The 13,372-nt window shown below is 67.3% G+C and carries 10 protein-coding genes; 8 read left to right on the top strand and 2 right to left on the bottom strand.

The genetic code is table 11. The features are described 5' to 3' along the window. Positions 1–11: 11 nt before the first annotated feature. The 3 genes from FOB72_RS32420 (at position 12) to FOB72_RS05715 (ending at position 3,284) form a co-directional block, all read left to right on the top strand. Positions 12–1,295, top strand: a complete 1,284-nt coding sequence (locus FOB72_RS32420) for a J domain-containing protein (protein ID WP_223851483.1) — start codon at positions 12–14, stop codon at positions 1,293–1,295. 119 nt (positions 1,296–1,414) lie between these two features. Further along, the gene (locus FOB72_RS05720) at positions 1,415–1,852 is read left to right on the top strand and encodes a carboxymuconolactone decarboxylase family protein (protein WP_150371652.1); all 438 of its coding nucleotides are present in this window, start codon (positions 1,415–1,417) and stop codon (positions 1,850–1,852) included. Between the two features lie 88 nt (positions 1,853–1,940). After that, a complete protein-coding gene (locus FOB72_RS05715) occupies positions 1,941–3,284 on the top strand; it encodes a hypothetical protein (protein ID WP_150371651.1) in 1,344 nt (447 codons plus the stop codon). Here FOB72_RS05715 and FOB72_RS05710 read toward each other — a convergent pair. Together FOB72_RS05710 and prpR are read right to left on the bottom strand one after the other, a co-directional pair. Beyond that, a complete protein-coding gene (locus tag FOB72_RS05710) occupies positions 3,281–3,721 on the bottom strand; it encodes a carboxymuconolactone decarboxylase family protein (RefSeq protein ID WP_150371650.1) in 441 nt (146 codons plus the stop codon). The genes FOB72_RS05715 and FOB72_RS05710 overlap by 4 nt on opposite strands. Before the next feature lie 78 nt (positions 3,722–3,799). Beyond that, positions 3,800–5,824 carry a propionate catabolism operon regulatory protein PrpR gene (gene prpR / locus FOB72_RS05705; RefSeq protein WP_150371649.1) on the bottom strand — a complete coding sequence of 675 codons (2,025 nt, stop codon included), beginning with the start codon at positions 5,822–5,824 and terminating at the stop codon, positions 3,800–3,802. 275 nt (positions 5,825–6,099) lie between these two features. Between prpR and prpB the strand changes: the two genes are divergently transcribed. From prpB to FOB72_RS05680, 5 genes are all read left to right on the top strand, one after another. After that, on the top strand, positions 6,100–7,008 hold the full coding sequence (prpB, locus tag FOB72_RS05700; RefSeq protein ID WP_150371648.1) for a methylisocitrate lyase: 909 nt from the start codon (positions 6,100–6,102) through the stop codon (positions 7,006–7,008). Between the two features lie 59 nt (positions 7,009–7,067). Then, on the top strand, positions 7,068–8,222 hold the full coding sequence (gene prpC / locus FOB72_RS05695) for a 2-methylcitrate synthase (RefSeq protein WP_150371647.1): 1,155 nt from the start codon (positions 7,068–7,070) through the stop codon (positions 8,220–8,222). Between the two features lie 75 nt (positions 8,223–8,297). Beyond that, complete coding sequence (gene acnD / locus FOB72_RS05690; protein ID WP_150371646.1) at positions 8,298–10,892, top strand: Fe/S-dependent 2-methylisocitrate dehydratase AcnD; 2,595 nt, start codon at positions 8,298–8,300, stop codon at positions 10,890–10,892. Between the two features lie 26 nt (positions 10,893–10,918). Beyond that, positions 10,919–12,115 (top strand): 2-methylaconitate cis-trans isomerase PrpF, encoded by a 1,197-nt coding sequence (gene prpF / locus FOB72_RS05685; protein WP_150371645.1) that lies wholly within the window; start codon positions 10,919–10,921, stop codon positions 12,113–12,115. Positions 12,116–12,202: 87 nt separating this feature from the next. Further along, positions 12,203–13,345 carry an asparaginase gene (locus tag FOB72_RS05680; protein ID WP_191002199.1) on the top strand — a complete coding sequence of 381 codons (1,143 nt, stop codon included), beginning with the start codon at positions 12,203–12,205 and terminating at the stop codon, positions 13,343–13,345. Positions 13,346–13,372 lie beyond the last annotated feature (27 nt).

Below are 13,372 nucleotides of genomic sequence, written 5' to 3'. Positions count from 1 at the left end.
GCCCCCTGTTGATGCACACCCATTACGACAACCTGAAGGTTTCCCGCGACGCGCCGTTCGAGGTCATTCGCGCCGCGTACAAGTCGCTGAGCCAGAAATACCATCCGGACCGTCATGCGGACGGCGACGAGGCCAACCGCATCATGCGGCTGATCAACGCCGCCTACGAAGTGCTGAGCGACCCGGTCAAGCGCGAGGAACACGACCGCTGGATCGCCACGCAGGAGAAACTCGAGGCCCAGCGCGGCCGGCGGCCCGCGGCGGCCCGGCCCGGCACCGCTGCCGGTACTGCGGCCGGTACCGCGCCGCGCCCGCAGGCGCCACCGCGGCCGCAGGCCCAGCCCCAGCAGCCGTCGCAGGCGCAATCGGCGCAATCGGCGCAATCGGCGCAATCGGCGCGGGAACGCGCGCGCAAGGCCGAAGCCGAGAAGGCGGCAAGGGCCGAGAAGGAGCGGGAGAAAGCGCGGGAGAAGGCACGGGAACAGGAGAAGGAACGCCAGCGGGAGCGGGAGCGCCGCGAGCACGAGGCCGAACAGCAGCGCCGCGCCGAGCGCGCCGACCGGGACCGCCGCGAACGGGAGCGTGCCGACGAGCGCGAAAGCCGCAACAGGCGCCGCGAGGAACGTCCGATGCGCGAAGATGGCTTCCAGCCCGCGCGCCTCTCGGGCCGGTCGTGGTCGTTGATCGTGTATTCGCTGGCCGCGACCGCGATCCTCGTGCTGCTGAGCGACTGGGTACCGGGTGCGAGCATCGAGACGCCCGCCGCCAATGCCGCCACGGACCCGGCGCCGGCGGTGACCGCAGCCGCCGCGCCCCCGCCCTCGCCACCCTCGCCCGCCGCCATCGCGTCGAGCATCATCTCCACCCGCGAAGAGACGCGCTATATCCGCCCGACGCTCACGCCGAAGGGCGAGCCGTGGCCGGAACGCTCGGGCTATGTGCCCGGCTATCCCGTGCTGAACACCGACGGCCTGTCGATGGTGACGATCGACAATACGCGCAACAAGTTCGACGTGTTCCTGAAACTCGTGTCGATGGACAACACGCGACCGTTGCCGGTCCGCACGAGCTACGTGCGCAGCGGCACATCGTTCACGATGGAGAATATCGCGCCGGGCAGCTACGACGTGCGATACCGGAGCCTGGACACCGGCGAAATCTTCCGCTCGGAGCGATTCGACCTCAAGGAGATCCAGGAGGCCACGGGCACGAGCTTCGCGAAGAACATCCTCACGCTGTACAGCGTCGAGGGCAAGGCGCGCAACGTCAGCATTCCGGAACGCGAGTTCCCATAACGTGCCCGCGGCAGTGGCTACCTGAAAATACGCGAAAGCGGTCATTTCGGAAAGCCACTGTCCTGCCTACTCTTGCTCCTGTCAACCGCATCCACGCGATACCCATACCGGAGCAAACCATGGCACCCCGTCTCGATTTCTACAAGGCCAGCCCCGCAGCCATCAAGGCGATGATGGGTCTGGAAGACCGCATCGGCAAAAGCGGCCTCGAACCGTCGCTGATCGAACTCGTGCGTCTGCGCGCCTCTCAGATCAACGGCTGCGCGTTCTGTATCGACCTCCATACCGCCGATGCGCGCAAGGGCGGCGAAGACGACCGCCGCCTGGCCACGCTGTCCGTCTGGCGCGAGACCCCGTTCTTCTCCGCGCGCGAACGCGCGGCGCTCGCCTGGACCGAGGCCGTGACGCTGGTCGCGCGGGACCACGTGCCCGATACCGTCTGGGAAGCGGTCCACCCGCATTTCAGCGAGGCCGAGATCGTCGACCTCACGCTGCTGGTGGCCACCATCAACAGCTGGAACCGTTTCGCGATTTCGTTCCGCAAGACGCCGGTCTGAACCGGTTCGCGGGAGTTTAGGAAAAGCTTGATGGCGAGGCGCGCCCTTGCGGCATAGGGTCAAGGCGTGTCCGTCTTGCCACCTCGCCATGCATGCTCCGTCTTGCCCGCCGCCGTCGGCGTATCTCGCTCCCGTTCTCCTGACGGCCGCCGTCTTCACCATGGAGAGCGCGCGGGCAACCGCCTCCCAGGGGGCGGCACTGCCGCCGCGCACGGCGGATATCGCCATTCCCCGCTACCACTGCGCGGCCGCTATGGCGACGGCCGCGATGTACCTGCTCGATATGTCCTGCGCGCCAGCCTGGGACGCCTGCCCGCGCGATACCGATGCACCGGCGGACAGCGCGCGCATCCGGCGGGACCTCCCCTCCGCGCTGGTCGCCTGCACGGTGCAGATCGCGCTGGCCGTCGCGCTGTATCGCCGGGTCATCGCCTCGATCTCGCCGACCCAGCGGTGGGATATCGCGCAGTTCGACTTTGCCTACACGCAGGCGGTCCGCCACCACGACCTCGGCATGCCGCGCGCGGACCCCTATATGGCGCGCGCGTTTGTCGAGGCCGTGACGCACGACGCGCACCCGGAGCCCATATCGGGCGAACTGCCGGTCATCCGGCAGAACCATCCCACCGCGCCGCTCCCGCCGCTCGCACGCATCGGGCTGCTGGACCTGGAAGCCGCGGCCACCCGCGCGTGGCCGCAGGACCGTTCGGCGATACTGCCCGCGCCGCTGCGCGCCGACAACGTGCCCGAGGTCCGCACCCATCTGCCGGGCATGCCGTGGCTCGGCATCTATGGCTGGCGCCTGCAGGATCGCCCATGGCCGGCATTTCCGACGCCGCTGCGCCGGCAACGCGGAAGCGGGCGCTGGGCGCTCGACATGCAGGCCTCGCTGACGGCGGAATTGCTCGAGACACGGACCTCCGGGGCCAACGACATGGCGCGCCAGCAACTGGAACAGTTGCTGATCGGCTGGCGCGCGCAGTACCGCGGCCACGTACTGGCGTCGGAAGACCAGCTGCGCGTGGCCAGCCATGGGCTCCATGCCGTGGAAAGCGCGATCGCCGCGTTACAGATTCCCGCGTACTGGTCGACGGTACTGGTGGCGGTGCGGCATCGCGGCCGCGTGGTGGCCGTGCTGCATGGCAGCCTTGGCGCATTCGGCCGCAGTCTTGCACGCATTCACGCGGTCGCGATACCGGCCACATCGCTGCTGCCGCCCTATGGCGACGATGCCGTGCGTGGCGCGATCCCGTATGCGATCGGCCGGTTCGCGAACTACGCGCGGGCGATGAATAGCCAGTACCTCGTCGCGATGATCGAGGACGATCCGGCAACGCAGCCGCCGCTGCCGGCACCGGTCGGCGCAGACACCGACGCGCGCGACGGGCCCAAACGCAAGGGGGACGCGGATCGCGACCTGTTTGTCCGCTAACGCCATGCCGGCGCGCGGCGGAACGCGATCCCGAACCGGTTCAGCGCATTGATCGCGTTGACGAGCAACGTCAGATCGACGAGTTCGCGGTCCGAAAAATGCGGCCGCACCGCGTCCCACGCGGCATCGGGAACGTGGTCGGCCAGTCGCGTCACGGCCTCGGACCATGCGAGCGCCGCGCGCTCCCGATCGGTGTACAGCGCGCTGTCGCGCCACGCGGGCAGCAAGTCGATGCGCGCATCCATCTCGCCCGCGCGGCGCGCGCGCGTGGTGTGGAGGTCGATGCAGTACGGACAGCCGTTCAGCAGCGACACACGCAGGCGCACGAGGTCCGCCAGCGAATGTTCGAGCCGGTAACCGTCACTGCGGCGGTCGAGCCGCAGCAGCAGGTCCATGGCGGGACGGTTGGCCTGACAGGCATCGAGCCGAAGAGGCATCGCTTGAGCATCGAGTTGGATATCCCACCCACGATAGGCCGCCTGCCGGTCCCGGCCAATGACCACTTGCGACGGATTTCAGGTAGCCACCGGCTCCCGGAGCCGCCGCCACAGCGTCGTGGGACTGATACCCAGCAAATGGCACGCGGCCGCCCGATCGCCGCCGCATTCGGCCAGCACGCGGCGGATATGCGCGGCCTGGCTCGCGCGGGAGACCCCGGCCAGCGACCGGCTGCCGCCGGCGGCGAGCCCCGCCGCCTGCCCCGGCTCGGGCACCGGCATCGTTGCCGGCAGCGGCGCGTCGCCGGCGTCGATATCCGTTCCCACCGTCGCCGGAAAGAGCTCCGGCACCGCGGCCTGCAAATCCCGCAGCAGCGCGGCCCCATCGAGCTTCCGCCCCGCGATCATGACCGCGATGCGTTCGGTCACGTTCTCCAGTTCGCGAATATTCCCGGGCCACGCATAATCGGCCAGCCGCTTGCGCACGGGCGCCGGCAACGGCGTCGGCCGCGCAATGGCCAGCCGCTCCTGCGCGCGCCGGTACAGCAGCTCGGCCAGATCGGGCAGGTCCTGCGCGCGCTCGCGCAGCGGCGGCATGTCGATGCGCAGGATATTGAGCCGGTAATACAGATCCTGCCGGAACGACCCTTCGCGCACGAGCGCGGACAGGTCCCGGTGGGTGGCAGCAATCACGCGCACATTGACGGGAATCGCTTCGAGCCCGCCAATCGGCAGCACCTGCTTCTCCTGCAGCACGCGCAGCAATCGCGTCTGCAGCGCCGGCGGCATGTCGCCCACCTCGTCGAGAAACAACGTGCCGTTATGCGCGGACTCGAACAGGCCTGCGCGCCCGCCCCGTCGCGCCCCGGTAAACGCGCCCTCCTCGTAGCCGAACAGTTCGCTCTCGAGCAGGGTCTCCGGAAACGCCGCGCAATTGACCGCCACGAACGGAAACGCCCGGCGCGGACTCGCATCGTGCATGCCCTGCGCGAGCACTTCCTTGCCGGTCCCGCTCTCGCCGCCGATCAGCACGGTGGAATCGACCATCGCATACCGCCGCGCCAGCGCGCGCAGATCGGTCATCGCGGCGGACGCACCGGCCAGGTCGTCGAGCGTATAGCGCACGCCCGCCCGCCGCGCGCGGCTGCGCGAGCGCAGATTGCGGTCCACGCGATGGATCGCATTGGCGTCCTGGATCGTCAGCACCGCCCCCGTGGTACCCGCCTCCCCGACGATCGGAATCCGGTTGACCACGACCATGCGGTCGCCCAGCCGATGAATCGCCTCGAGCTCCTGCGTGCCGCTCTGCATCACGCCTTCGAGCCCAAGGCCCGGTGCCACCGCCGCCAGCTTGCGCCCCGCGGCGGCCGGCGCCGTAATGCCGAGAAACCGCTCCATGGCCGGGTTGAACGACTGGATGCGCCCCTCCACATCGACGGCCGCCACACCCTCGTTGAGGTGCGCGAGAATCGTGTTCACATAGTCGCGCCGCGTGGCCTCGATGCGCCGCAGCCGCGCGGCCTCGATCGCATCCTCCAGCGCGAGCCGCACCGCATTGCCCGAGTACAGGAACACGCCGACGAGCCCATACCGCTCGGCGAGGTCGGTCACCATGCCGGGGCCGACGATCACGCGCACGCCTTCTTCCTTGAGCGCGCGCACGCGCGCGGTCGCATCGTCCTCGGTCAGGTACGTGTAGGTGGCCACGGTCAGCGAGAACGCGCGCAGGAATTCATCGACTTCGGCGTACGTGGAGGCATGCGTGACCAGCGCCACGTGCGGCGAGATGCGCCGCGCGGTGGCCAGCGCGCTCATCACGTCGAACCCCGTCACCTTGACGAGCACCACGGGCACATCGACGTGCTGGCGCAGATACGCGCCGTTGGACCCGCCGGCGACGACCACATCCACGCGGCCATCGCGCGCGATCGCGCTCGCGGCGGCGTCGTAGCCCTTGTCGAGGATCCGGAATTCGGCCTGCGCGGTATAGGACGGAATCAGCTCCGCGAAGGCGCGGGTCAGGCGGCTGATCCCGACGGTCCAGATGCGGGGCCGCCCCGTGATGGGCGCCGGTACCGCCGGCGCGGGTTGCTGTGTCGTCATGGGGCGGGCGTATATTGGATTGGCATCATTCTGCGCCGGTCCACTCGATATTTCAATTCTGAAATTCAATCGCATTTCAATATTGAAATCCGGCGACTACCAAAGTGCTATATGCTTGGCCCCATATCGGAGACACAAGATCAACTAAGCCCGCTAAAGCATTGATTAGAAACAGGTTATGCGATACGCCGCACGAGCGTTCGAAATCCCTGTCAAACATGGCACACCCCTTGCGCCTGTCAGCAGTTGCCCAACTCACAGCGACCTCATACCTCATGACCTTCTCCGCCGCCGATCTCGCCCGCTCCGCCGGTGCCCGCTTCCGTCAGGCCCTCGCCGATGAACGTCCGCTGCAGATCCCTGGCACGATCAACGCCAATCACGCGCTGCTCGCGAAGCGGTCCGGCTATCGGGCCATCTACCTGTCCGGCGGCGGCGTCGCGGCCGGTTCGCTGGGCATGCCCGACCTCGGCATCTCGAATCTCGACGACGTCCTGACCGATATCCGCCGCATCACGGACGTCTGCGACCTGCCCCTGCTGGTCGATGTCGATACGGGCTTCGGCTCGTCGGCCTTCAACGTGGCGCGCACCACGCGCTCGCTGATCAAGTTCGGCGCGGCCGCCATGCATATCGAGGACCAGGTCGGCGCCAAGCGTTGCGGCCACCGTCCGAACAAGGAAATCGTCACGCAGGACGAGATGGTCGATCGCGTCAAGGCGGCCGTCGATGCACGGACCGACGAGAACTTCGTGATCATGGCCCGCACCGACGCGCTGGCCGTGGAAGGCTTCGATGCCGCACTCGCGCGCGCGGTAGCCTGCGTGGAAGCCGGCGCCGACGCGATCTTCCCGGAAGCCATGACCGACCTCGAGATGTACCGCCGCTTCGTCGATGCGGTGAAGGTGCCGGTCCTCGCCAATATCACCGAGTTCGGCGCCACGCCTTACTTCACCCGCGACGAACTGGCCTCGGTCGGCGTGTCGATGGTGCTGTACCCGCTGTCGGCCTTCCGCGCGATGAACAAGGCCGCGGAGAATGTCTTCGAGGCGATTCGCCGCGACGGCACGCAGAAGAACGTCGTCGATACCATGCAGACCCGTCAGGAACTGTATGAACGCATCGGCTACCATGATTACGAACAGAAGCTGGACGCCCTGTTCGCCAAGGGCAAGGGGCGCTGATGGCACGCCGCCCCGCCACCACAACATCGACCAGCACCAGCACAACACAGGAGACCCCCATGTCCGAAGCACAACCGCTCGCCACGCCCAAGCCCAAGAAATCCGTCGCGCTGTCCGGCGTGGCGGCAGGCAATACCGCGCTCTGCACGGTGGGCCGCAGCGGCAATGACCTCCACTATCGCGGCTATGACATCCTCGATGTCGCCGACACGTGCGAGTTCGAGGAAATCGCCCACCTGCTCGTGCATGGCAAGCTGCCGACCAAGGCCGAACTGGCCGCGTACAAGGCCAAGCTGAAGTCGCTGCGCGGCCTGCCCGCCAACGTGAAGGCCGCGCTCGAATGGGTGCCCGCCAGCGCGCATCCGATGGACGTGATGCGCACCGGCGTGTCCGTGCTCGGCACGGTGCTGCCGGAGAAGGACGACCACAACGCACCGGGCGCGCGCGATATCGCGGACCGCCTGATGGCCAGCCTCGGTTCGATGCTGCTGTACTGGTACCACTACAGCCATAACGGCCGCCGCGTGGAAGTGGAAACCGACGACGACACGATCGCCGGACACTTCCTCACGCTGTTCCACGGCAAAACGCCATCGAAGCTCTGGGAACGCGCGATGCAGACCTCGCTGAACCTGTACGCGGAGCACGAGTTCAACGCCTCGACGTTTGCCGCGCGCGTGATCGCGGGCACGGGCTCTGACATGTACTCGTCGATCGCCGGCGCGATCGGCGCGCTGCGCGGTCCCAAGCACGGTGGCGCCAACGAGGTCGCGTTCGAAGTGCAGAAGCGCTACGACACGCCGGACGAGGCCGAGGCCGATATCCGCCGCCGCGTGGAGAACAAGGAAGTGGTCATCGGCTTTGGCCACCCCGTGTACACGATCGGCGACCCGCGCAACCAGGTCATCAAGGAAGTGGCGCGCAAGCTGTCCAAGGACGCGGGCTCGATGAAGATGTTCAATATCGCGGAGCGTCTGGAAACCGTGATGTGGGACGCCAAGAAGATGTTCCCGAACCTCGACTGGTTCAGCGCGGTGAGCTACCACATGATGGGCGTGCCCACGGCGATGTTCACCCCGCTGTTCGTGATCGCGCGCACGTCGGGCTGGGCCGCGCACATCATCGAGCAACGCATCGACAACAAGATCATCCGTCCGAGCGCCAACTACACGGGTCCCGAAAACCTGAAGTTCGTGCCGATCGAGAAGCGTTAAGCTTCCCTGCCCTCACCGCCCTCACCCCGGCCCTCTCCCCGACGGGAGAGGGCGTACAACGAAGGGCCCCACATCATGAATACTGAATATCGCAAGCGCCTTCCGGGTACCGACCTCGATTACTTCGACACGCGCGCCGCGGTCGAGGCCATCGAGCCCGGTGCCTACGACAGGCTGCCCTACACCTCCCGCGTGCTGGCCGAAAACCTCGTGCGCCGCTGCGACCCCGCCACGCTCACCGCGTCGCTGCGCCAGCTCATCGAACGCAAGCGCGACCTCGACTTCCCGTGGTTTCCCGCACGCGTGGTCTGCCACGACATCCTGGGCCAGACCGCGCTCGTCGACCTCGCGGGCCTGCGCGATGCCATCGCGGATGCAGGCGGCGACCCCGCCCTCGTCAATCCCGTGGTACCGACGCAGCTGATCGTCGACCACTCGCTGGCCGTGGAGTGCGGCGGCTTCGACCCCGATGCGTTCGCGAAGAACCGCGCCATCGAGGACCGCCGCAACGAGGACCGCTTCGACTTCATCAACTGGACCAAGAAGGCGTTCCGCAACGTCGACGTGATCCCGCCGGGCAACGGCATCATGCACCAGATCAATCTGGAGAAGATGTCGCCGGTGATCCATGCCGACAACGGCGTGGCCTATCCCGATACCTGCGTCGGCACGGACAGCCACACGCCGCACGTCGATGCGCTGGGCGTCATCGCCATCGGCGTGGGCGGCCTGGAAGCCGAGAACGTGATGCTCGGCCGCGCGTCGTGGATCCGCCTGCCCGATATCGTCGGCGTGGAGCTGACCGGACGCCGCCAGCCCGGCATCACCGCCACCGATATCGTGCTGGCCCTGACCGAATTCCTGCGCAAGGAAAAGGTCGTCGGCGCGTATCTGGAGTTCCGGGGCGAAGGCGCCGCGAGCCTGACGCTCGGCGACCGCGCGACCATCTCGAACATGGCACCGGAATACGGCGCCACCGCCGCGATGTTCTTTATCGACGGCCAGACCATCGACTACCTGAAGCTCACGGGCCGCAGCGACGAGCAGGTGGCGCTGGTCGAGACCTACGCGAAGACGGCCGGCCTGTGGGCCGACAGCCTCGCCCATGCCGAGTACGAGCGCACGCTGCACTTCGACCTGTCGACGGTCGTGCGCAACATGGCCGGCCCGTCGAACCCGCACAAGCGCCTGCCCACGTCCGACCTTGCCGCGCGCGGCATCGCGGGCAAGTGGGAGGAAGTGCCGGGCCAGATGCCCGACGGCGCGGTGATCATCGCCGCCATTACCAGCTGCACGAACACGAGCAACCCGCGCAACGTGATCGCGGCGGCGCTGCTTGCCCGCAATGCGAACGCGCGCGGCCTCACGCGCAAGCCGTGGGTCAAGTCGTCGCTGGCGCCGGGATCCAAGGCGGTGGAGCTCTACCTCGAAGCCTCGAACCTGCTGCCGGAGCTGGAGAAGCTCGGCTTCGGCATCGTCGCCTTTGCCTGCACGACCTGCAACGGCATGTCGGGCGCGCTCGATCCGGTCATCCAGAAGGAGATCATCGACCGCGACCTGTATGCCACGGCCGTGCTGTCCGGCAACCGCAACTTCGACGGCCGCATCCACCCGTACGCGAAGCAGGCGTTCCTCGCCTCCCCGCCGCTGGTGGTCGCCTATGCGATCGCGGGCACCATCCGCTTCGACATCGAGCGCGATGTGCTCGGTCATGACGCGGACGGCAAGCCCGTGACGCTCAAGGATATCTGGCCGAGCGACGAAGAGATCGATGCGATCGTTGCGCAGAGCGTCAAGCCATCGCAGTTCCGCGCCGTGTACGAGCCGATGTTCGCGCTGACCGTGGACAACGGCGAGACGGCCGATCCGCTGTACGACTGGCGTCCGCAGAGCACGTATATCCGCCGCCCGCCGTATTGGGAAGGCGCGCTGGCCGGCGAGCGCACGCTGCGCGGCATGCGTCCGCTGGCGGTACTGGGCGACAACATCACGACGGACCACCTGTCGCCATCGAACGCCATCCTGCTGAACAGCGCGGCCGGCGAGTATCTGGCGAAGATGGGCCTGCCCGAGGAAGACTTCAATTCGTACGCGACGCACCGCGGGGACCACCTCACCGCACAGCGGGCCACATTCGCCAACCCGACGCTGAAGAACGAGATGGTCGTGGTGGATGGACAGGTCAAGGCCGGTTCGCTCGCGCGCATCGAGCCCGAGGGCAAGGTCACGCGCATGTGGGAAGCCATCGAGACCTACATGGAGCGCAAGCAGCCGCTGATCATCATTGCCGGCGCCGACTATGGCCAGGGCTCGTCGCGCGACTGGGCGGCCAAGGGTGTACGGCTCGCGGGCGTGGAAGCGATCGTCGCCGAAGGGTTCGAGCGCATCCACCGCACGAACCTCGTCGGCATGGGCGTGCTCCCGCTCGAGTTCAAGCCGGGCACCAATCGCACGACGCTCGGCATCGACGGCACCGAGACCTTCGACGTGATCGGCGAACGCAGGCCGGGCGCCGAACTCACGCTCGTGATCGTTCGCAAGAATGGAGAGCGCGTGGAAGTGCCCGTGCAATGCCGCCTCGATACCGCCGAGGAAGTCTCGATCTACGAAGCGGGCGGCGTGCTGCAGCGCTTCGCGCAGGACTTCCTCGAATCGGCGCAGGCCGCCTGACCGGGGCACAAAGACAAGGACGCAACATGGCACACGCACCGCAAATCAAGATTCCCGCCACCTATCTGCGTGGCGGCACCAGCAAGGGTGTGTTCTTCCGCCTGCAGGATCTGCCGGAACGCGCGCAAGTCCCGGGCGCCGCGCGCGACAAGCTGCTGCTGCGCGTCATCGGCAGCCCCGACCCGTATGCCAAGCAGATCGACGGCATGGGCGGCGCCACGTCGAGCACGAGCAAGACGGTGATCATCTCCAAGAGCACGCGGCCCGACCACGACGTCGATTACCTGTTCGGTCAGGTATCGATCGACTCGCCGTTCGTCGACTGGAGCGGCAACTGCGGCAACCTGTCGGCGGCGGTCGGACCGTTCGCGATCAGCAACGGCTTTATCGAGGCCAGCCGCATTCCGCGCAACGGCACCGTGACCGTGCGGATCTGGCAGGCGAATATCGGCAAGACCATCGTTTCGCACGTGCCGATCACCGATGGCCAGGTGCAGGAGACCGGGGACTTCGAACTCGACGGCGTGACCTTCCCGGCCGCCGAAGTGCAGCTCGAGTTCATGGACCCGGCGGCCGACGAACCCGACGCGGGCGGCGGCTCGATGTTCCCGACCGGCAATGTGGTCGATGACCTCGTGGTGCCGGGCGTCGGCACGCTCAAGGCCACGATGATCAACGCGGGCATTCCGACGATCTTCATCGAAGCCGAGGCCATCGGCTACAAGGGCACCGAGCTCCAGCGCGATATCAACAGCGACCCCAGGGCGCTGGCGATGTTCGAGACCATCCGGACGGCGGGCGCGCTGCGCATGGGCCTCATCAAGGACGCGTCCGAGGCAAAGACGCGCCAGCACACGCCCAAGGTGGCGTTCGTGGCGAAGCCCGCGAGCTATGTGGCATCGAGCGGCAGGAACGTGGAAGCCGGCGACGTCGATCTGCTCGTGCGCGCGCTCTCCATGGGCGTGCTGCATCACGCGATGATGGGCACCGCGGCCGTGGCCATCGGTACCGCCGCGAGCATTCCGGGCACGCTCGTGAACCTGGCCGCCGGCGGCGGCGAGCGCGAGGCCGTGCGCTTCGGGCATCCGTCGGGCACGCTGCGCGTGGGCGCCGAGGCAAAGCGCGTGGAAGGCGAATGGGTCGTGACCAAGGCGATCATGAGCCGCAGCGCGCGCGTGCTGATGGAAGGCTGGATCCGCGTGCCGGGGGACACCTTGAACTAACCGGTATCTTTCCTCTATAGTGCTCCCTCCAAAACCCGGAGGCACGGCTTCACGAGAGTGCGTGCCTCCGCTAACAAGGAGGGGACCATGAACCGCAAGACCCGCAGTATCCGTCGCACCATCCATCTCTCGCTGCTGTCCGCAGCCCTGCTGTCCGCAAGCCTGCTGACCGCACCCGCCCACGCACAACTCGCCCCGGCCACCCAGCCCGTGGCGCAACCGGGCGCCACCACCGAAGCCCGCAAGGCCAATATCGTCATCATCGGCACGGGCGGCACCATTGCCGGCGCCGGCGCATCGGCCACCAACACCGCCGCCTATCAATCGGCCGTGGTGCCCGTGGACAAGATCATCGCGTCGGTACCCGAGATCTCGAAGGTGGCCAACGTCAAGGGCGAGCAGATCTTCCAGATCGGCTCGGAGAGCTTCAACAACGAGCGCCTGCTGAAGCTCGGCAAGCGCGTCTCCGAACTGCTGAAGCAGCCCGACGTCGACGGCATCGTGATCACGCACGGCACCGACACGATCGAAGAGACCTCGTACTTCCTGAACCTCACGCTCAAGAGCGACAAGCCCGTGGTCGTGGTCGGCTCGATGCGTCCGGGCACCGCGCTCGGCGCCGACGGCGCGCTGAACCTCTACGACGCGGTGCTCGTGGCGTCGAACCCCGCCTCGCGCGGCAAGGGCACGCTGGTCGTGCTCAACGACGAGATCCAGACCGGCCGCGACGTGACCAAGAGCAACACGTTCAAGACCGAGACGTTCCGCTCGCCGTTCGGTCCGCTCGGCTACGTGGTGGAAGGCCGCACGCTCTACTACCGCCTGCCCGCGCGTCCGCATACGATGCAGACCGAGTTCGATATCGACCGGATCGACAGCCTGCCCGAGGTGGCCGTGGTCTACGCGTACGGCAACGTCAATCCGGCCAGCATCGATGCCGCGGTGAAGAACGGCGCGAAGGCCATCGTCTACGCGGCCACGGGCAACGGCAGCGTCGGCGACTACATGGTCGAGCCGCTCAAGGCCGCTCGGGCCAAGGGCGTGCAGATCGTCCGCGCCTCGCGCACGGGCAGCGGCGTGGTCATCCGCAATGGCGAGCAGCCGGACGACAAGTACGACTGGATCGTCACCGACGACCAGCTGCCGCAGAAGGCGCGCATCCTGATGGCGCTCGCCCTTACGCGTACCAACGACACGAAGGCGCTGCAGCAGATCTTCTGGAAGTATTGATCGTCATCGTTTGACGCCCCCTCCCGC

Origin of the sequence: Cupriavidus pauculus, assembly GCF_008693385.1 — a bacterium.
GTDB classification, from domain to species: Bacteria; Pseudomonadota; Gammaproteobacteria; order Burkholderiales; family Burkholderiaceae; genus Cupriavidus; species Cupriavidus pauculus_D.
This window is presented reverse-complemented; position numbering and strand designations above follow the sequence as displayed.

Bases quoted from the DNA above. Each gene is read 5' to 3' on its own strand.
- FOB72_RS32420 (WP_223851483.1), top strand. From the start codon at position 12: ATGCACACCCATTACGACAACCTGAAGGTTTCCCGCGACGCGCCGTTC.
- FOB72_RS05720 (WP_150371652.1), top strand. From the start codon at position 1,415: ATGGCACCCCGTCTCGATTTCTACAAGGCCAGCCCCGCAGCCATCAAG.
- FOB72_RS05715 (WP_150371651.1), top strand. From the start codon at position 1,941: ATGCATGCTCCGTCTTGCCCGCCGCCGTCGGCGTATCTCGCTCCCGTT.
- FOB72_RS05710 (WP_150371650.1), bottom strand. From the start codon at position 3,721: ATGCCTCTTCGGCTCGATGCCTGTCAGGCCAACCGTCCCGCCATGGAC.
- prpR (WP_150371649.1), bottom strand. From the start codon at position 5,824: ATGACGACACAGCAACCCGCGCCGGCGGTACCGGCGCCCATCACGGGG.
- prpB (WP_150371648.1), top strand. From the start codon at position 6,100: ATGACCTTCTCCGCCGCCGATCTCGCCCGCTCCGCCGGTGCCCGCTTC.
- prpC (WP_150371647.1), top strand. From the start codon at position 7,068: ATGTCCGAAGCACAACCGCTCGCCACGCCCAAGCCCAAGAAATCCGTC.
- acnD (WP_150371646.1), top strand. From the start codon at position 8,298: ATGAATACTGAATATCGCAAGCGCCTTCCGGGTACCGACCTCGATTAC.
- prpF (WP_150371645.1), top strand. From the start codon at position 10,919: ATGGCACACGCACCGCAAATCAAGATTCCCGCCACCTATCTGCGTGGC.
- FOB72_RS05680 (WP_191002199.1), top strand. From the start codon at position 12,203: ATGAACCGCAAGACCCGCAGTATCCGTCGCACCATCCATCTCTCGCTG.